Annotated in this window: 15 protein-coding genes and 3 pseudogenes; 8 read left to right on the forward strand and 10 right to left on the reverse strand. The window is 72.8% G+C overall.

What is annotated here, in order from left to right:
- Window positions 1–3 precede the first annotated feature (3 nt).
- The 5 genes and pseudogenes from EV383_RS32335 to EV383_RS32940 all read right to left on the reverse strand — a co-directional run bounded on the left by EV383_RS32335 (window position 4) and on the right by EV383_RS32940 (window position 4,162).
- Window positions 4–743 (reverse strand): annotated as a pseudogene (locus EV383_RS32335) (enoyl-CoA hydratase-related protein).
- Window positions 743–1,868: pseudogene (locus EV383_RS33115) on the reverse strand (CaiB/BaiF CoA transferase family protein). Before EV383_RS33115 ends, EV383_RS32335 begins: the two co-directional pseudogenes overlap by 1 nt.
- Before the next feature lie 53 nt (window positions 1,869–1,921).
- Window positions 1,922–2,089 carry a hypothetical protein gene (locus tag EV383_RS31305; RefSeq protein ID WP_165438429.1) on the reverse strand — a complete coding sequence of 56 codons (168 nt, stop codon included), beginning with the start codon at window positions 2,087–2,089 and terminating at the stop codon, window positions 1,922–1,924.
- Window positions 2,086–3,153: an acyl-CoA dehydrogenase family protein gene (locus tag EV383_RS20940; RefSeq protein WP_165438430.1), complete on the reverse strand. Its 1,068-nt coding sequence runs from the start codon at window positions 3,151–3,153 to the stop codon at window positions 2,086–2,088. Before EV383_RS20940 ends, EV383_RS31305 begins: the two co-directional genes overlap by 4 nt.
- 1 nt (window position 3,154) lies before the next feature.
- Window positions 3,155–4,162, reverse strand: a complete 1,008-nt coding sequence (locus tag EV383_RS32940) for an acyl-CoA dehydrogenase family protein (RefSeq protein ID WP_341273753.1) — start codon at window positions 4,160–4,162, stop codon at window positions 3,155–3,157.
- Window positions 4,163–4,757: 595 nt separating this feature from the next.
- Here EV383_RS32940 and EV383_RS20950 point away from each other — a divergent pair.
- Both EV383_RS20950 and EV383_RS20955 read left to right on the forward strand, forming a co-directional pair.
- Window positions 4,758–6,404: a sigma-54-dependent Fis family transcriptional regulator gene (locus EV383_RS20950; RefSeq protein ID WP_130291489.1), complete on the forward strand. Its 1,647-nt coding sequence runs from the start codon at window positions 4,758–4,760 to the stop codon at window positions 6,402–6,404.
- Window positions 6,405–6,417: 13 nt separating this feature from the next.
- Window positions 6,418–6,744, forward strand: a complete 327-nt coding sequence (locus EV383_RS20955; protein WP_130291490.1) for an NIPSNAP family protein — start codon at window positions 6,418–6,420, stop codon at window positions 6,742–6,744.
- Between the two features lie 160 nt (window positions 6,745–6,904).
- On the opposite strand, the gene EV383_RS20960 is transcribed toward EV383_RS20955, so the two are convergent.
- Window positions 6,905–7,648, reverse strand: coding sequence for a FadR/GntR family transcriptional regulator (locus tag EV383_RS20960; RefSeq protein ID WP_165438431.1), 744 nt, complete (start codon window positions 7,646–7,648; stop codon window positions 6,905–6,907).
- A gap of 412 nt (window positions 7,649–8,060) precedes the next feature.
- Here EV383_RS20960 and EV383_RS20965 point away from each other — a divergent pair, with 412 nt between their 5' ends.
- Genes EV383_RS20965 through EV383_RS20980 form a run of 4 tightly spaced genes read left to right on the forward strand, consistent with a single transcriptional unit; the run spans window position 8,061 to window position 9,957 of the window.
- Window positions 8,061–8,258 (forward strand): hypothetical protein, encoded by a 198-nt coding sequence (locus EV383_RS20965; RefSeq protein WP_130291492.1) that lies wholly within the window; start codon window positions 8,061–8,063, stop codon window positions 8,256–8,258.
- A gap of 1 nt (window position 8,259) precedes the next feature.
- Window positions 8,260–8,538 (forward strand): YciI family protein, encoded by a 279-nt coding sequence (locus tag EV383_RS20970; RefSeq protein WP_130291493.1) that lies wholly within the window; start codon window positions 8,260–8,262, stop codon window positions 8,536–8,538.
- On the forward strand, window positions 8,535–9,398 hold the full coding sequence (locus tag EV383_RS20975; protein WP_130291494.1) for an MBL fold metallo-hydrolase: 864 nt from the start codon (window positions 8,535–8,537) through the stop codon (window positions 9,396–9,398). Before EV383_RS20970 ends, EV383_RS20975 begins: the two co-directional genes overlap by 4 nt.
- 22 nt (window positions 9,399–9,420) lie before the next feature.
- The gene (locus EV383_RS20980; protein ID WP_130291495.1) at window positions 9,421–9,957 is read left to right on the forward strand and encodes a cupin domain-containing protein; all 537 of its coding nucleotides are present in this window, start codon (window positions 9,421–9,423) and stop codon (window positions 9,955–9,957) included.
- 62 nt (window positions 9,958–10,019) lie between these two features.
- Here EV383_RS20980 and EV383_RS20985 read toward each other — a convergent pair whose 3' ends face one another.
- The gene (locus EV383_RS20985) at window positions 10,020–10,646 is read right to left on the reverse strand and encodes an alpha/beta fold hydrolase (protein WP_130291496.1); all 627 of its coding nucleotides are present in this window, start codon (window positions 10,644–10,646) and stop codon (window positions 10,020–10,022) included.
- A gap of 194 nt (window positions 10,647–10,840) precedes the next feature.
- Here EV383_RS20985 and EV383_RS20990 point away from each other — a divergent pair, with 194 nt between their 5' ends.
- Together EV383_RS20990 and EV383_RS20995 are read left to right on the forward strand one after the other, a co-directional pair.
- The gene (locus EV383_RS20990) at window positions 10,841–12,121 is read left to right on the forward strand and encodes a bifunctional 3,4-dihydroxy-2-butanone-4-phosphate synthase/GTP cyclohydrolase II (protein WP_130291497.1); all 1,281 of its coding nucleotides are present in this window, start codon (window positions 10,841–10,843) and stop codon (window positions 12,119–12,121) included.
- On the forward strand, window positions 12,118–12,414 hold the full coding sequence (locus tag EV383_RS20995) for a flavin reductase family protein (RefSeq protein ID WP_130291498.1): 297 nt from the start codon (window positions 12,118–12,120) through the stop codon (window positions 12,412–12,414). Before EV383_RS20990 ends, EV383_RS20995 begins: the two co-directional genes overlap by 4 nt.
- 40 nt (window positions 12,415–12,454) lie before the next feature.
- Here EV383_RS20995 and EV383_RS21000 read toward each other — a convergent pair whose 3' ends face one another.
- The 3 genes and pseudogenes from EV383_RS21000 to mobF form a co-directional block, all read right to left on the reverse strand.
- Window positions 12,455–12,970: a hypothetical protein gene (locus tag EV383_RS21000; protein ID WP_130291499.1), complete on the reverse strand. Its 516-nt coding sequence runs from the start codon at window positions 12,968–12,970 to the stop codon at window positions 12,455–12,457.
- Between the two features lie 81 nt (window positions 12,971–13,051).
- On the reverse strand, window positions 13,052–15,580 hold the full coding sequence (locus EV383_RS21005; protein ID WP_165438432.1) for an AAA family ATPase: 2,529 nt from the start codon (window positions 15,578–15,580) through the stop codon (window positions 13,052–13,054).
- 100 nt (window positions 15,581–15,680) lie between these two features.
- Window positions 15,681–17,591, reverse strand: a pseudogene (gene mobF / locus EV383_RS33120) (MobF family relaxase); the annotation flags it as partial.
- Window position 17,592 lies beyond the last annotated feature (1 nt).

Consider the following 17,592-nt stretch of genomic DNA (forward strand, 5'->3'; position numbering starts at 1 on the left):
CCCTCACCCCGCGCCGAGCCGGCGGAACGACCACATCTGCGGGCCCCGCTCGACCTCGAGCCCGAGCTCCCAGGACGTGGCGGGCGGGCCGGCCTCCCGGCGGAAGGACGCCGTCATCCGCCGGGCCAGTGCCGGGTCCGCCGCCAGCGGGGCGGCAATCCGCAGTGCCAGGTCCTCGACCTCGGCGTCGCCGACGGCGTCCCAGGCGAGGCCGAGCCCGGCCGCCCGCGCGCCGTCGATCTCACGGTCGAACAGCCCGACCGCGGCAGCGGCGTCCCGCCCCGCGGCCCGGCCGAGGAGGGTGAAGTGCCCGCCGCCGGGGTGCACCCCGAGCCGCAGGAACCCCGGGATCAGCCGGGCGTCCCGCGCCACCACGCGCAGGTCGGTGGCGAGCACGAGGTTGAGACCGGCGCCGACGGCTGCGCCGCGCACGGCGGCGACGGTCGCCACCCGGCACCGTCCCACCCGCACGAACGATCCGTAGAGGGCGTCGATGCGGCGTTGCGCGCCGTCGTCGAGCGGGTCCTGGGCGGCCTCGCCCAGCACGCCGCGATGTGCCCCCGCGCAGAACGACCCCCCGAGCCGCGCAGCACCGCCGCCCCGACGTCCTTCCGGGCGTCGATCTCGTCGAACGCGGCCATCAGCTCGTCGGCCATGGGCACGGTCAGCGCGTTCCGCCGCTCCGGCGCCTGCAGGGTGACCACCGCGATCCCGTCCGCGATCTCCAGCCAGACCTCGTCCACTACGCCTCCTCCCCGGCGAGCTTGCGGATCTCCGCGGGCCGGTAGCCCAGCTCGGCCAGCACCTCGGCGCCATGCTCACCGAGCCGCGGCGCCGGGCGGGCCCGGGGCGGTGCGGCCTCGGAGAACGCGACCGGGAACCGGGCCAGGCGCAGCGCCCCCTCGGTGGGATGCTCCAGGTCCTGGAACATGCCGGTGGCCCGCACGTGCTCGTCGTCGAGCACCTCGGGCACGGTTCGGACCGGCATCGCCGGGATGCCGCGCTCGTCCAGCACGCCCAGCCAGTCCGCGGTCGGGCGGCGCAGCAGCTCGTCTCGACGAGCCGGTACAGCTCGTCGATGTGCAGCGTGCGCTCGGTGATGCTGCGGTATTTCGGGTCGGCGGCCAGGTCGGCGCGCCCGACGAGCTCGAAGAACGAGCGCCACTGCGCGTCGGTGTAGACGGTGACGCTGAGGTAGCCGTCGGCGGTGCGGTACGGCTTGCGGTAGGGCGAGTTCGTCCGCGCGTACCCGGCCGGACCCCGGGGCGGGGAGAACACGTAGCCGCCCTGCTGGTCGAGCAACGTGAACGAGGCCATGGTCTCGAGCATCGGCACCTCGATCTCCTGGCCACGACCGGTCCGTTCCCGCTGGTAGAGCGCGGCGGTGATGGCGCCGACCGCCATCAGCCCGGTGGTCTTGTCGGCGACCGGGGACCGGACGTAGGTGGGCTCACCGGTCCGCCCTGTACGGCGGCCATCCCACACCCCGCCTGGATCACGTCGTCGTAGGCGGCCTTGTCGCGATAGGGCCCGTCGGTGCCGAACCCGCGGACCGCGCAGTAGACGGTGCGCGGGTTGGTGGTGGCGACCGCCTCGTACCCGATGCCGAGGCGTTGCACGGCGTCCGGCCGTATGTTGTGCACGAACACGTCGGCCGTGCCGACCAGGCAGAGCAGCGCGGCGCGCCCGGCCGGGGCCTTCAGGTCGAGGACGATGCTGCGCTTGCCCTGGTTCGTCGTGAGGAACACCGGTCCCATTCCGGTGCCGCGGTCGTCGGCGATGTACCGCACCACGTCCCCGACCGGCGTCTCGACCTTGATCACGTCGGCGCCCATCTGCGCGAGCAGCAGGGTGCAGTACGGACCCATGAACGTGGTGGTGAGATCCACGACCCGGACTCCGGTGAGCGGACCCTCCTTGGTCACCGGCTCCACGGCTCCCTCCCCTCGGCCAGGTCGGCCAGCACCTCGTGGCGTGCGCGCCGAGCGCCGGCGCGGGACTGCGGACCGTGTCCGTCGTCGCCCTGTCGGGCGCGGATCGCGCGCCGCAGCCGCCGGACGAGCTCGTCGCCCGCGGCCGACCCGGTCATCGGGCGGCGCCCGCGGCGGGCCGGCCGGTCAGCAGCTCCCACAGGCCGCCGGGGCCGGCCCCGGTGACCCGCGCACCCAGCTCCGCCGCCCGCTGCGACTCCGAACCGTCCTCGTCCCGCCAGGCCATCAGCCTGCGGGTGTGCCGGTGCAGCTCGTGCTCGACGGTGAACCCGATCGCGCCGTGCACCTGGTGTCCGACGGCGATCGCGACGGCGGCCGCGTGACCCGCGCAGATCTTGGCCGCCATCACCGCCTCGGCGGCGCGCTCGTCCCGCTCGACCGCGGACACGGCGAGGTCGGCGATCGCGCCGGCCTGCTCGACGGTGCCGGCCAGCGCGGCGAGCTGCTGCTGCACCGCCTGGAACCGGCCGATCGGCCGGCCGAACTGTTCGCGCTCGCCGGCGTACCGCACGGTCAGGTCGAGAACTCGTCGCAGCGATCCGTTCATCAGCAGGGCGCGGCCGAGCGTGCCGCGCAGGGTGAGATCCTCCGGCCCGTCACCTGTCGTCAGCGGCGTGCACGCCACCCCGTCGTCGGGCAGGAGGAGCGCGTCGCGGGGCTCGCCGGCGATGTTCGTCCCGGGCTCGACGACGCAATCACCCGGATCGATCATGGCGAGCACCGGGTGGCCCGGCGGCTCCGGCATCGCGGTGAGCAGCACGACCTGCCGGCCGGCCCGGGCCCACGCGACGTCGGGGAGCCGGCCGGTCGCCCGCCGTCCCGAGCCGTCGATCGCCACCGCCGCCGCGGCCCGCGGGACCACGACGAGCGGGCCGGGCGGGACGGGTCGCCCGGCCGCCGCCAGTGCCCCGGCGGCCAGCGCGTTCTCCAGCAGCGGCACCGGAGCGGCGTGGTAGCCGCAGGCGTGCAGGAGGACGGCCAGGTCGCGCAGGGTCCCGCCGCTGCCGCCGGCCGCGTCCGGGACCGCGACCAGGGTGAGGCCGGCCGCCGCGAGCCGGTCCCACAGACCAGGGCTCCAGCCGTACCGGGCCGCCTCGTCGCGCGTGTCATCGGCGTCGTCGGCCAGTAGCGCGGACACCGTGTCCCGCAGCAGCTCTGCCACCTCAAACCTCCAGCCCGCGGGCGACGAGGCCGCGCAGGATCTCGTTCGTTCCACCACGGAGCGTGAACGACGGTGCGGCCAGCTGGGCGTCGCGGAGCAACCCGGCCAGCGCGCCGCTCGCGGCCGGGCCGCCCGCCCGCCGGGCGATGTCGACGATCTCGCCCTCGAGCCGGGTGCCGACGTCCTTCACCAGCGCCGCCGCGGTGTCGGTCGGTTTCCCCCACTCAAGGAGGTCCTGCACCCGCAGCGAGAGCATCCGCAGCGCCCACAGCCGAGCCGTCGCCGATCCGATGTCGACCAGCGCGGCTGTGTCCTGCCCGACCTGCCCGGACGTCAACTCGGCGAGCAGCGGGAACGTGCTCAGGTAGCGCTCGGGGCCGCTGCGCTCGAACGCGAGCTCCGCGAGCACGCCACGCCACCCATCGCCCACCGTCCCGACGACCATGTCGGCGGGCACGTCGACGTCGTCCAGGGTGACCTCGGTGAAGTGCGCCTCGCCGGTCATCACCTCGATCGGACGGACGTGCACGCCGGGGGCGTCGAGTCGGATCAGCAGCTGGGAGAGGCCGGTGTGCCGGTCGCCCTCCCGGGGCGCGGTGCGCACGAGTGCGAGCAGGTAGTGGCTGCGATGCGCGTGGCTGGTCCAGACCTTGCGCCGACTCACCCGCCAGCCGGTCGCGGTCGGGGTGGCCCGGGTCCGAACCGACGCGAGGTCGGAGCCGCTGTCCGCCTCGCTCAGCCCCGCAGCGACGAACAGCCGTCCGCGGGCGATCTCCGGCAGGAACGCCCGCTTCTGGCGTTCGGTCCCGACCCGCAGCAGCAGCGGACCCGTCTGCCGGTCGGCGATCCAGTGTGCGGCGATCGGCGCACCGGCGGCGAGCAGCTCCTCGACGACCGTGAACCGCTCCCGTGGCGAGCGGCCGGCCCCGCCGTAGCGCCGCGGCCAGGTCATCCCGAGCCAGCCGCGGTCGCCCAGCCTGCGGCTGAACTCCGCCGAGTGTCCCTGGATCCAGGAGTCGCAGGACGGTGCGAACGTACCCGCGTCGAGCTAGTCGGCCAGGAAGCGGCGCACGTCCGCGCGGAGCGTGGTGAGGGTCGCTTCGGTCGTTGTCGTCATCGGCGGGCCCTTCGTTCCGCAGCAGGCAAGCCTGCTAATGATGCGCATTATATGAGCGCTCGTCGTGTGCGGTGTCAACGTCACCGTCCAGGTCGCGAGGCAGCGCTCCCGGCGCGCACGGGCCTCCGCTCCCGGGTCGCCGCGTTCCACAGGCGTGAACGGTTCTTGACAGCCACGACGGCCTCCTGCACATTGCTGCACATCATTTGCTGACATGCAAGCATGTCAGGAGTTGTCGAGTCCGAGTAAGTCCCGTCGTCGCAGCGAGGTGCCGAAGGTGACAGTGGCCTTCCAACCAGACCCGGACCTCCACCAACCCCGACCCGACACGACCGGGATACCGCGCCGCCCGGAGAGCTCCCCGTCCCACCGACCCCTCCGACCGGAGATCGCACTGTCCTGGCAGCGGTCGGCACGCAGCGGTGTGCACCGCGACGGCGTCGAGGTGCCGCACGGCTGCGGGCAGGGGCACGAACGATCCTGCCGGTTGCTCCGGGCCGCCGCGGCGGTCGTGGACCGACTCGCCGGCCGGCTGGACGGGGAGCCGCTGGCGATCGTCGTCGCGGACGCCGAGGCGCGCGTCCTCGCCCGCCGCGTGGGGCGCGTGGACGTGGCGGACTGGCTCGACGGCCTGCGCATCGTCCCCGGTGCCCTGCTGTCCGAGGAGGCGATCGGGACGAACGCCATCGGGTGCGCGGTGCAGGAGCGCCGCTCGTTCGCGGTGGTCGGCGCGGAGCACTATCGGGACAACCTGTGGCGGCTGAGCGCGCGGGCGGTGCCGATCCGACAGCCGGTCACCGGCGTGCTCAAGGGCGCACTCACGCTCGCCTGCCGGACCGAGGACGACAGCGTCCTGCTGCTGCCGCTGGTCGAGGCGGCGGCGGCCCGGATCGAGGCCCAGCTCGTCGACGACTCCACCCGCCGGGAGAGGCTGCTGTTGGAGCGCTTCGTCCAGGTCACCCGGCGGACCACGACGGCGGTGGTGTGCCTGAACCGGGACCTGCTGCTGAGCAACACCCTGGCGTGCCCGCTCGTCGGGCCGGCCGACCAACCGGTGCTCTGGGACTGGGCCGCGCGGGTGCTCGCCGGGCGTGACGAGTACTGCGGCGAGCTCCGGCTGGCCGACGGCACGGTCGTACGGGCGCGGTGCACGCAGGTGCGCGACGACGAGCGCGAGGCGGGGATCGTGATCGAGATGTCGGCGCGCCTGGTCGCCGTCGCGCCGGTCGCGCCGGCCCCGCCAGCCGGATCCGCGCCGGCCCGCGGGGCCTGCGGCACCGGCGGAGCCGTCGCCGGCCGGGGTGCGGCGGCGGAGCGGATCCGTCGCGAGCTCGCGTCCGTGGCCGAGACCCGGCGGCCGGTACTGATCTCCGGTGAGACCGGCACCGGCAAGTCGTTCCTGGCCCGGCACCTGCACCAGCACGACGGCCGGGACGGGCCCCTGACGGTGCTCGACACCGGGCAGTGTCCGGACGACCCGCGGACGTGGTTCGAGGCCCTGCGCACCGGTCTCGCCGGCCCGGGAACGCTCGTGCTCCGACACATCGACGCGCTGCCACCCGAGCTGGCCGCGCGTGCGGTCAGCATGGTCGAGCAGGCCGACGAGCAGGCCGCGCGGGTGATCGCCACCGCGCGCCTGATCGAGGGCGACGCGGTGGCCGGGCCGATCGCGGCCGGGGCGGCCGCCCGGCTGCGGGACTGCTTCGCCGCGCGGCTGCACGTGCCGCCGCTGCGCCGGCGGATCGAGGACATCGCCGACGTCGCCCGGGCGCTGGTCGGTGACCTCACCGACCGCACGCCGGCACCGCGGCTGGAACCGGCCACCCAGCAGACCCTGATGGGCCAGCTGTGGCCGGGCAACGTGCGCGAGCTGCGGGCCGTCCTGGGCAGCGCGCTGATCCGCTCGCGTGGGCGCGACGTCGCGATCAAACACCTCCCGCCCGAGTACCGCACCGCGCCGATCCGGCACCGGCTGACCTCGTTGCAGCGCGCCGAGCGCGAGGCCGTCCTGAACGCACTGGACGACTGCCGCGGCAACAAGCAAGCGGCGGCCGAGCAGCTCGGCATCGCGCGGTCCACGCTCTATCGCAAGATCAGAATCCTGGGCGTCGACAGCCGCTCGCTGAGCGGCTGAGGAGGGGAGCGACGTGCTGTACGAACTCAGGGAGTACACGGTCGTGCCGGGCAAGCTGCCGGCGCTGATCGCCCGCTTCACCGACCACACGCTCGGGCTCTTCGAGAAGCACGGCATCGAGGTGGAGTTCATCTCGCACACCGAGTTCGGTGAGAACAGCATCGGCGAGGTCGTGTACGCCGTGCGCTGGGAGTCCTACCAGCAGATGCAGGAGGGCTGGGCACGGATGTTCGCCGACCCCGAATGGCAGCGGGTGAAGGCCGAGAGCGAGCGGGACGGCCCCCTGAACTCCTGCGTGCGCCGCCGGCTGCTGAACACCGCCCCGTTCGACGCGCGGTAGCGCGGTGCCGGAGTTCGAGTTCCTGCGCCGGCTGCCGGTGATCGCCGCGGGGCACCGTGGTGGGTCGACCTGGGCTCGATGCGGATGTTCGGCTGCGGCGGCGCCGACGTGCCGCCCGACCTGATCCGACGGGCCGAGGTGGAGCATGCTCCGCAGATGCTCAGCGGCGCCAGACCACGGGCCGGCTGACGAGGTAGCGGTGCTTCTTGTGCCAGTAGCGGTACGCCTCGTCGAGATGCTCGCGCATCATCCGCTCGGCGAGCGAGCCGTCCCCGACGCGCAGCGCCTCGACGATCCGGGCGTGCGCGTGCGCCGCCGCAACGTAGCGCCGCGACGAGTAGGTGACCCCGCCGGCGATCCCGTCAGCGATGCTACCCAGGCTGGACAGGAAGACCTGCAGCACGACGCTGTGCGCCGCCTTGGACAGGGTGGAGTGAAAGACCTGATTCTGCTCCTGGAAGACCTCGGGTTTCGGGTCCTCCAGGATGATGCCGATGCTCGCCTCCATCGCGTCGAGGTCGGCGTCGGAGATCCGGGTCGCCGCCAACCGGGCGATCGTGGGCTCGAGGGCGCGGCGGGCCTCCATCACGTCCTCCAGCGAGGCGTCCTCGAACTGCAGGATCAGCGTGAGGGCCTCGCCGAGGTCCTCCGGAAGGGGACGGCGCACCACCGGGCCACCCCCGGGCCCCGGCCGCAGCGTGATGACGTTACGCACCTCGAGCAGCCGCAGCGCCTCCCGGATCGTGGACCGGCCGACGTCGAAACTCTCGATCATCTCCTTCTCGGTGGGCAGCACGCTGCCCTCGGCGAGCTTCGCATTCACGATGTGGTTCGCCAATTCGCGGGCGATCACCTCGGACATCTTCGGGTTCCGCCGGTTCTTTCCCCACACATCGGTACTCATCTCGGCGCACCTCCCGCTGGCGTGTCGGGACGGTGGCACGAGGGACCGCCCGGACGGCCCGCCCATAATAGCTGCGCATGATGATGCGAGCTAGGCGCCCGCCACGCCACGGGCACCGCGCGCCTCTGCTCCCATAAGCACAGGTCGGGAGTGGTTCGAGCGGGCGCCGGCTGCGTCACACTGCACCCGGAGTGTTGCAAGTTCGGACAGCCCCGCTACGGCCGGCCCGACTAGCGTGTGTGCCACGAAGATTTCCGGACAGCCGTGGAAAGAAGGTCCGGGAATGGGCCCCACGGCACAGGAGCAGGTGGAGGAGTCCGCACGTGAAGTTCGTCTATTTCATGCTTCCGGCGCTTCCGGCATCAGAAAGCGAGAGGGAAGCCCTGCGTCCCATCGGTCACCGGACCGAAAAATGGCAGCAGATGCTCAAGCAGGTCCGCTGGTCGAAGCCGTGCGACGGATGGCCAAGGGCCGGGTCGGTGAGGACTGGCCCGCGGACTTCGACGCGATGCTCGCGTACGCGGGAAGCAAGGGCTGGCTGACCGACGACCGGGTCGGCATCCAGGCCCACTGCGAATGGCACTTACCCCAACCTCCGAAGGAGACATGACATGGCGTTCTACACCGTGGTCTGGCGCTACACCGAGGACACGGAGCTGATCGACCGGGAACGCGGCCCGCACGGCGCGTACCTGAAGGAGCAGGTGGCGAACGGCGTCATCCGCGTCGCTGGCCCGTTCGAGGACGGCACCGGAGGGATCCTGGTCGCCGAGGTTGCCGACCAGACCCAGCTGAAGTCCGTACTCGAGGGTGACCCGTACGTGGCGCAAGGCGTGGTCGTCAACACCCAGATCTACCCCTTCAAGCCGGTGCTCGGAGCGCTGGCATGAGTGCGCCAGCACGGCCGGCGCCGCTCGAGTCGATCGCCGTCGGTGACATCCGGATCACCTACCTGCCTGACGGTGACGCCTCCGTCTCGGCCGAGGCGGTGTTCCCGGCCGCCGGCAGGGAGCTGTGGGCGGCCCACCGCGAGCTGTTCGACGCCGATGGCCTGCTGCTGCTCACCCTCGGTGGCTTCCTCATCGAGACCCGCGGCCAGAAGATCGTCGTCGACCTCGGGTTCGGGGACATGACCGTGCCGTTCGCGCCGGTCGGCGGGGAGTTCCGCGGTGGGGAGCTGCTGTCGAGCCTGCGCAGGGCCGGGGTGCAGCCGGCCGACGTCGACCTCGTGTTCTACACCCACCTGCACCTGGACCACGTGGGGTGGACCTCGCAGAACGGCTCGCTGACCTTCCCGAACGCCCGGCACCTGATCGGGGACGGAGAGTTCGAGTTCTGGCAGGGCGTCACCGACGAGGGCCTGCTCGCGGTTGGGCCGCACCCGGACGCGGTGCAGGCGCCGTTGCAGGGCCGCGCGGAGTCGGCCTCAGACGGCGCGCTGATCGCCAGCGGGGTGAACGTCCTCGCGAGTCCGGGGCACACCCCCGGCCACTGCTCGCTGGTGGTCTCGTCCGGAACCGATCGCGCGATCATCCTCGGGGACGTCGTCCACTGCCCGCTCCAGCTGGCCGACGGGGATCTGCAGATCATCTTCGACGTCGACCCGGAGACCGCGGGCGAGACCCGGAACAAGATCGCCGCCGAGCTCGAGGGCGACCCCCGCGCCGTCGTGGGCGAGGGGCACTTCAGCGGGTCGGCTTTCGGCCGCATCGTGCAGGCGAACGGGCGGCGCTGGACGCCGCTGTCCTAGTCGACGCAGACGAGGAGGAGCGATGACATTCGACGTCAGGAAGGTTGTCACGGACCGAGCGGCCGACGGCCGGTCCGTGTTCGGCCCGGAGAAGGCGACCGAGCCGGACACGGCGCTCGGTCTGGAGATCCACAACATCTGGGGGACCGACGACGGCACACCCGTCGTCGGGGCCGGGGACAACCCCGCGACCGTCCCGTTCCCGTTCTTTCCCGGACCAGGCGGAACGCGGTTCATCGTCGTGCGCTTCCCGCCCGAGTCGGCGGAGCCGTCCGCCGGCGACCCGGAGGAGGCCGTGGCCGACGCGGAGCGCCGGCAGCCCGGCCTGACCGGGGTGTTCGAGCCGGACACGCCGGGTATGCACACCACGGACAGCATCGACTACGGGGTCTGCGTCGACGGTGAGATCTACCTCGAGCTCGACGACGGCGACGAGGTGCACGTGACCCCCGGTACCTGCGTCGTGCAGCGGGGCACCCGCCACGCCTGGCACAATCGCAGTAACCGGGCTTGCACGATGGTCTACGTGCTGGTCGGAGCCACGCGCACGGCCGGCTGACGCCGCCGCAGCGGACGCCCGCCCGACCGTCGAGCTCGACGGTCGGGCGGGCGTCGGCATGCTCAGCCCTTGAGGTGGTCGAGGACCAGTGGCCGGACGAGGTCCAGCTGCTCCCACTGCGGGACGTGCCCGGCGCCCTGGACGATCTCGACGCGGGTATCGGCCTGGATCGCGGCCGCGAAGTCCGGCGCGCACACCGGTGAGATCAGCTTGTCCTCCGCACCCCCACGATCTGGAATCGGCCGGACGAACTTCCCGGTCGTGCCCCAGCGCCCAGACGCAGTCGGCCATCGCGACGGCCAGCTCCTGCGGGTCGCTCGGCAGCGTGAGGAACTCCCGGACCGGCTCGGACGCGAGGTTGAGGTCGAGGCCACCGTGGCGCCGAGCTGGACGAGCGCGGTGTGGCCGTAGCCTGCGTCCTTTGTCATCTTGGCCAGGATCGCGCCGAACAGGTTCGGGTTGCACATGAATCCGTAGACGTTCTGGTGGTGCTCGTTCGTGCCGAGGCCGTCGAAGCCCATCTTCGCGGCGTACATCAACTCGTCGATGGACTGGTTGTCGTACTCGCCGGCCTGCTCCGAGTCGCCCAGCTCCCACCACGGCGCGTCCACCCAACCGGAGGGGTATCTCGTGTCAAAGTCGTCGGGCAGGTTGCGGTAGGGCATGAAGTTGAACGACGTGACCTTCACGCTGGTCCTCCGTCCTCGTCGGTGGCTTGGGCGCGACGGGGCCTGCCCGGTGACCGGTGTCCGAGATGAGCCGGTCGTGCGCGGCTGTCCCGGTGGGCCCGGGAGGTGGCGCGGGACGTACGCGGGCAAGCGTTGCCCGCAGCGCGTAGCGAAACAGGACACGCGAGCGCCCCACGGCGCCATACGGTGATCGCATGCCTGAGACGGACCATGACCCGTCGACCGTTCTGGTCGACCGGGCCCTCGAGGAGCTGTGCCGCGGAGGCATGGTGCTGGTCGTCGACGACGAGGATCGCGAGAACGAGGGCGACCTCGTCATGGCGGCCGAGCACGCGACGTCGGACGCGCTCGCATTCATGATCCGGCACACCAGCGGTGTCCTCTATGTCGGCATCGACGGCGCGCGGGTGGACGAGCTGGCGCTGCCGCCGATGGTGGCCCGCGGTGACGACCCCCGTGAAACCGCGTTCACCGTCTCGGTCGACCTCAAGGAGGGCACCACGACGGGCATCTCCGCCGCGGACCGCGCCCGGACCATCCGCGCGCTCGCCGACCCCAGCACCCGGCCGGAGGACTTGTCCCGCCCCGGGCACGTGTTCCCGCTGCGTGCCCGCGACGGCGGCGTACTGCAGCGCACCGGGCACACCGAGAGCGCCGTGGACCTGTGCCGACTGGCCGGTCTTGCGCCGGCCGGGGTCCTCGCCGAGGTCGCCAACGACGACGGAACGATGGCCCGCCGGCCCGACCTGGAGCGGTTCGCGCAGCGGCACGGCCTGGTCTCGATCACCGTCGCCGACCTCGTCCGGCACCGTCTGCGCACCGAGGCGCTGGTCGTGCGCGAGGCGGTCGGCCGGGTGCCCACCCGCCACGGCGAGTTCGACGCCGTCGCGTACCGCTCCGTCATCGACGGCGTCGAGCACATGGCGCTGGTGCGGGGCCCGGTCACGGCCCGGCCGGACCCGCTGGTCCGGGTGCACTCGGAGTGCCTGACCGGAGACGTGTTCGGATCGCTGCGCTGCGACTGCGGCGACCAGCTTGACGCCGCGCTGGCGCAGATCAGCGCGGCGGGCTGCGGCGCGATCGTCTACCTGCGCGGTCACGAGGGTCGTGGCATCGGGCTGAGCCACAAGCTGCGAGCCTACAAGCTGCAGGACGAGGGGCTGGACACGGTCGAGGCCAACACCGCGCTCGGGCTGCCGGTGGACGCACGCGACTACGCCGTCGGCTCGCACATCCTGCGCGACCTGGGCGTCGGCTCGCTCCGGCTGATGACCAACAACCCGGCGAAGCAGGCTGGCCTGGCCGACTACGGCGTCGCGATCTCGGGACGTGAGCCCCTGGTCGTCGCCGTGACGACCGAGAACGTGCGCTACCTGACCGCCAAGCACACCCGGATGGACCACGACCTCGGCAGGGCGGTCGCGACCCCCGCCGCCCCGGCGTTGTCGGTCTTCCAGGCGCAGGAGGTCGGATGAGCGCCCGGGGCGCCTCCGCGCCACTGCGGTTCCGGGAGGCCAGGGCCTCGTTCCCGAGCGGCGTGACGATCGTGGCTCCCGCCGACTCCGAGGGCCGGTGGTGGGGGTTCACCGCGACCTCGTTCTGCTCGCTGTCGGTCGAGCCGCCGCTGGTGCTCGCGTACCCGGCCGAGCGGGCGGACTGCCACCGGCGAGGGCATCAGCGGTTGTTCGTGAACCGAGAGCGGCCAGCACGGACGGGCCCCGTGCCTCGTGACGTGCCGCGCCCCAGCGCGGCCGGACCCACGGATTGACCGGCATGGACAAGCCGTTCGACGATGCGGCGATAGTGGGCTACCGAGCCGCGATGCGCTGGCGTACCTGTTCGCAGCGCTGCCTTGCTTCGACGCGTTGCCGGGATAGGCGCTCCAGCTCCAGATACTCGCGGTGCGCGAGGCGGAGGTCGAGCACCACACCGGGGTCGGGCGGCGTGGAGCGTTCTCCGAGTAGCCACGCCAGTACCTGCCAGACGCCATGCGCGTAGTCCGGATCGGTCGCTGCCGAGGGGCGGGCCGGCGCGCCGAGCAGCGCGAACTCGTGTGCGGTCGGGGGCGGTTGTTCGGCGGCAGCGCAGACTGCCATCCAGCACTCCGCCCGGGCTTCGTTCCAGCTGACGGGTTGGTCGCTGGATCGACGGCTGATCGGAGTCGCCGAGATGATGTCGGTGGCCCAGCTGGCGGCCTGCTGGTGGCCGAATGCGTGATCGCCGCTGGTCCGGCGGCTGTCGGAGCGCAGCATGGCGACGACCTGCTCGTGTGTCGGCACGACCCAGTCGGGGATCGTCGCCAGTACCTCGACACCCTGCGCCACGGTGGCGAGTATGCGCGCGAGGTCTGACAGTTCCGAAGTCGTCGCGGGCCACCGTCACCTGATGGCAGTAGCCGGCGGCGCCTACTCACCGGGGAGGCCCCGATCGAGGACGGGGTCATCGTCCTCGACAGCGTCGGCGTGGTCGTCGCTGCTGACGGTGGTGACGTCGTGGCCGGCCCAACGGTGAAGTTCGTCGAGGCGGATGTCGTCTTCGGGTTCGGCGGCGGTGTCCTCGTCGCGGGCGTGTGCCGCCTCGGCACGGTAGCGGGCTTCGATCTCGTCGACCGCGATGTAGGCGCGGTCGAGCGTGGTGTCTGTCTCGTCGGGTAGCGGCACCCGACGCCGCTCCTCGGGATCGGCGCGCTCACCTGGATCAGGGGTGGAGGCCTCCCGGATGTCGTCGGGCGCCGGTTCGGCGACCAAGTCGTGGTCGCGTCGCCGGTCCTGACGCTCGGGTGGTTCGGGCGAGTGGTCAGCGGTGGGCTCGTCGAGGTGTGTCTCGTCCGCGGGCGCGGGTCGCGTGTGGTCGAGCTCGTCGTGGGCGTGGTCGCGGAGGTCGTGCTCGGTGATGGGCCGGTGCGCGTCGTCGGCGAGCCGCTCGGCGCGCTCGGCGTCGATCCATTCTTGGGCGGTGACCTTCTCGTAGGGGGCGTCGAGGTCGATGCCGCACAGCCCGAGCGCGGCCCGTCCGCGTTCGGCCTTGTCGCGGGTGACCGCGGTTTCGGCGGTCCATGCTGCTCGGGCGGCGTCGGCCTGTTCGAGTTTCGGGATCAGCTCGGCCAGCTGGTCGGCCTCGGCGCGGGCGGCGGCGGCCGCCGCCCGGAGCTGGTCGGCTTCCTGAGAATCGGTGGCGGCGTCGGCGTGCGCGCCGTAGAGGGTGGCGTCGGTTTGGCGCTGGCGTAGGGCTTCGTGGGTGGCGTCGAGTTCGTCGGCGACGTAGCGGGGCGCCCACCGCTGTTCGCGCTCCCACGCCGCTACCCGGGCGCGCAGCAGGCCCTCGCTGGCTTGTTCCTCGTCCGCGCCGGCGTCCGGGAGGTCGAGCGCGGCGTGCGCGTCCCGGTAGAGCGCGTGCTTTTCCACCAGTCCAGCCGCCGGTGCCGGGCTGAGCGGGTCCGCCGGGTCGTCGTGGCCGACCCACTCCCGATACGCGGCCGCCCGACCGGCCTGGTCCTGCCACACGGCCCGCCCGGCCGGGTCGTCGGGCACCGGGCCAAGCGCTTCGCGCGCCCACTGCGGCGGCTGCGCGGCAAGCTGGGCACCAAGCTCAATGCGGCGGGTGTCGGCGGCGTCGGCGAGCGCCTGCAGCCCGGCGAGGGAGGCCTCCGGTAGATCACACGGGAGCAGGTCGGCGAACGTGGACACGTGCGGGTCAAGGTGTCCGTCCAGCGCGGTGCGGATCCGGAAGTGCACCACCTGCGCCACCGACGTCGACCCGTCCAACGGGCGGGCGGTGATGGCGTCGCGCAGCACATGGGCGGGGTCGTGGCCGGCCAGCTCGGCGATGCGCAGGAGTTGATCGAGGCTGGAGCGAGCCTGGTCGGCGGCCAGCGCGACCCGGTGCTGTTCGGGCAGGGTGCCGTCGGCGGTGAGCTGGTCGAGCCAGCGCCCGGTCCGCCCCGCGGTGGCGTCGGCGATCACCGCGAGCATCGGGTCGACATGGGTGGCGATGTGCCGGTCGTGGTCGGCGGCGGCCTCGGCTTGGGCCAGTGCGGTGGTGTTTGGGTCCTGCTCGGGTGGGCGGATCACGTCGGCCAGGACCGCGGCCGGGTCGCGAGGCGCGACGGTGAAGGTCTCGCCGGTGTCCGCGCCCTCGGCCACCTGGCGGGTGATCACCACGGCATGGTTCGTGTCGCGGCCACGGGTCATCTGGGTGTACGCGGTGGCGCGGTCGGTGCCCGCGCCGAGGACGCTGATCCCGGCATCGACGGTGCGCCCGTGCGCAGCGTGCACTGTGGAGGCGTACGCGAGCGTGATGTTCTGCGCCACGTACAAGCCCGGGAGCTGGATCGGCTGGTCCAGGATCTCGTCGCCCGCGTCGTCGCGGCCGGTGATGCGGGCGACGACCAGGCCGTGCCCGTCCGGGCGGATGCCGGTGACTCGGTAGGTGAACCGGTTGATCGGGACCGTGTGGTTGCCTTCCCAGCCGTCGAGGTGCCAGCCGTTGTTGCGGGCCTGCACCAGGTCGCCTACCCCGGCCACCGTGCCCTCCCAGCCGTCGCGCCCGAGTGGGACGCCGGTCTCGGTGACGCGGCCGAGGCGGACCAGCTCGGCGCGTAGCGCCTGCGATGTCCGCGCCGCGGCCGCGTTCGACCCGACCACCAACAGCGCGTCGCGGCCGCGCAGGGTGGAGTCCAGCCACAGCCGGGCGGCCTCGGTTTCGGCCTGCTCCCTCGTGCCGCCCGGCACCAGGCGCCCGTTCTTCACGTACTCGGGGATCACCGTGGGGTCGCCGTCGCGCAGCCGCAGCGACGCCGGCCCCTCCCATTCGTGGGTGAACCGGCGGACCTCGGCCAGCTCGTAGCTCCCGGCCCGGGCGGCGACGTCGGCCAGGGCGCCACCGGCGCCGACGGCGGCGAGTTGGCGGGAGTCCCCGACCAGCAACAGCTTCACCCCGGCCTGTTCGCAGCGGCGGGTGATCGCCGCCAGGGTCCGGGGTGGCGGCCGCGCCCGCCTCGTCGACCACCAGCATGTCCCCCGCTCGCAGGCGCAGCGCCTCGTCGCCGGGGCGGGCGGTGCCGGCATCGAGGCGGTTTTGGGCGTCGAGCCAGGCGCGGATGTTGCGGGCGGTGACCCCCTCCTCGGCGAGCACCTCGGCTTGGCGCTGCCCGTAGGCGACCCCGAACACCCTCGGGCCGTCACCCGGGCTGCCGCCATCGGCCGTGGTCGCCGCGGCCTGGCCGGTCTGGGGCCAGGTCTCGGCCACGGTGCCGACCAGGAACGACTTCCCGGTCCCGGCCGGCGCGGCGAGCACCTCCACCGCGGCGCCGGAGGTGAGGATCCCGCGCAGCGCCGCGGCCTGGTCGGCGCCCAGCTCCCAGCCAGCGTCGGCGAAGCGAGCCAGCACGGCGTCGGCCTGCTCGGAGCTCCAGGCGGGGGCGCCGCGCCGGATCGCGGCGTCGCGCAGGTACTGCTCGCCCAGCAGTTGGTCGTCCGTGGCGAAGCGTTGCGTCCCGGGTTTGACGAACACGCTCGTCCCGTCGGCGCGGTAGTAGCGCTCCTCGAGCCCCGCCGGCCCCACCGGATCGGTCACCATCCGCGCCTGGCCCACGGCCTTGTCCGTGAGCCCTTCCAGGAGCGGCCCGACCTGCTCCGGGCCGATCCCCAAGTGGCCCGGGAGGGCATCGGAGATCGCGCGGGTCAGATCCGAGCGGGTCCAGGATTGCTTGGCGTTCTTCACCTGCTCCAACGCGCGGGTGATCACGTCGCGCTCCGACCACATCGCCGGCTGCCCCGCGGTGTGCTCGGTGACCGCCCGGGCGACCTCGGCGAGATCTTGGCCGAGCTTCTCGGCGTGCCGGTCGGCCCACTCGGTAAGCTGCTCGTTGCGGGGCAGACCCTCGTAGGACTTGCCCCGCCGGGTGGCCAGGGTGGCCTGTTCCATCAGTGCGGCCCGCTCGTGCCCGGACGGCGCCCGGCCGTTCGCCTCGGTGAACGCCGCGATCAACTTCTCCGCCGCGGGTTCGATCGCGGCACGGCGCTGGCTGAACAGCTCCCGGGACGCCGGGTCGACCGCGGCGAGCTCGCGGGCCTTGCCGTCCGGGCGGAACTCCCACACCGCGCCGAGCTGCTGCCAGCACCACGCCTCCGCGCTGCGGTCGGCGTGCGCGCCGCCGGCGGCCTGCCACTGGAACAACAACGACCCGTCCAGCGCCCGCCACTTCCCATCCGCGCACTTGGCCTTGTTCAGGATCGTGCCGTGCGCGTGCAGCTGCGGGTCCCCGTCGCGGGAGTCGTGCTGCAGAAACGACGCCGCCACCAGGCCATGGGCGTCCACCCACTGCCCGGCGCCGCCGCCGTGGTGCCCGGCGCGGGCGTAGCCGGCCTTGTCTGCGTAGAAGTCCAACAGCGCCCGGTGCCCGACCATCACCGCCTCCTCCACGACCGCGGCCTTGCGCGCCCACTGCTCGGCGGCGTCGTGGTCGCCCGCGGCCCGGACCTCGTTCGCCGCGCGCTCGAACGCCACCCACATCACCGTCAGCGACTTCGGCGCCGAAAAGGTCGTGTCGTAGAACGCCACCGACTGCCGCGCCGACTGCGCGGCCTGAGCGCGTAGCTCGGCGCGCTGCTCGGGCCCGGCGTCCGGGTGCGCGTCGAGCAAACCGGCGTAGATGTCCTCGGCCTTGCGGTAGTTGCGCGGGGCGTTGCCGATCCGCCCGGCCTCCCCCCACGTCGCCCGCGAGGCGGTGTTCAGGTCGCGTGGGTCCAGGCCGTGGGTGTAGAGCGCCTTCATCACGTCGGCGTCCACCTCGCCGTCAAGGCCGAGCTCGGCGGCGCCGGCGCCGTACCAGATGCCCGGCGGTTCACCGGCGACCACGGCGCCGGTGTAGTAGCCCTCCCGGCCCTTCGCCACGGCGTCGGTCAGGTAGTCGGTGTCGTGGCCGGTCTGCAGACTCACGACCATC

This window comes from Pseudonocardia sediminis, from assembly GCF_004217185.1.
Lineage (GTDB): Bacteria > Actinomycetota > Actinomycetes > Mycobacteriales > Pseudonocardiaceae > Pseudonocardia > Pseudonocardia sediminis.

Excerpts from the sequence above, each read along its gene's own strand:
- EV383_RS31305 (WP_165438429.1), bottom strand. The coding sequence starts at position 2,089 with ATGACCGGGTCGGCCGCGGGCGACGAGCTCGTCCGGCGGCTGCGGCGC.
- EV383_RS20960 (WP_165438431.1), bottom strand. The coding sequence starts at position 7,648 with ATGAGTACCGATGTGTGGGGAAAGAACCGGCGGAACCCGAAGATGTCC.
- EV383_RS20965 (WP_130291492.1), top strand. The coding sequence starts at position 8,061 with ATGGCAGCAGATGCTCAAGCAGGTCCGCTGGTCGAAGCCGTGCGACGG.
- EV383_RS20970 (WP_130291493.1), top strand. The coding sequence starts at position 8,260 with ATGGCGTTCTACACCGTGGTCTGGCGCTACACCGAGGACACGGAGCTG.
- EV383_RS20975 (WP_130291494.1), top strand. The coding sequence starts at position 8,535 with ATGAGTGCGCCAGCACGGCCGGCGCCGCTCGAGTCGATCGCCGTCGGT.
- EV383_RS20980 (WP_130291495.1), top strand. The coding sequence starts at position 9,421 with ATGACATTCGACGTCAGGAAGGTTGTCACGGACCGAGCGGCCGACGGC.
- EV383_RS20990 (WP_130291497.1), top strand. The coding sequence starts at position 10,841 with ATGCCTGAGACGGACCATGACCCGTCGACCGTTCTGGTCGACCGGGCC.
- EV383_RS20995 (WP_130291498.1), top strand. The coding sequence starts at position 12,118 with ATGAGCGCCCGGGGCGCCTCCGCGCCACTGCGGTTCCGGGAGGCCAGG.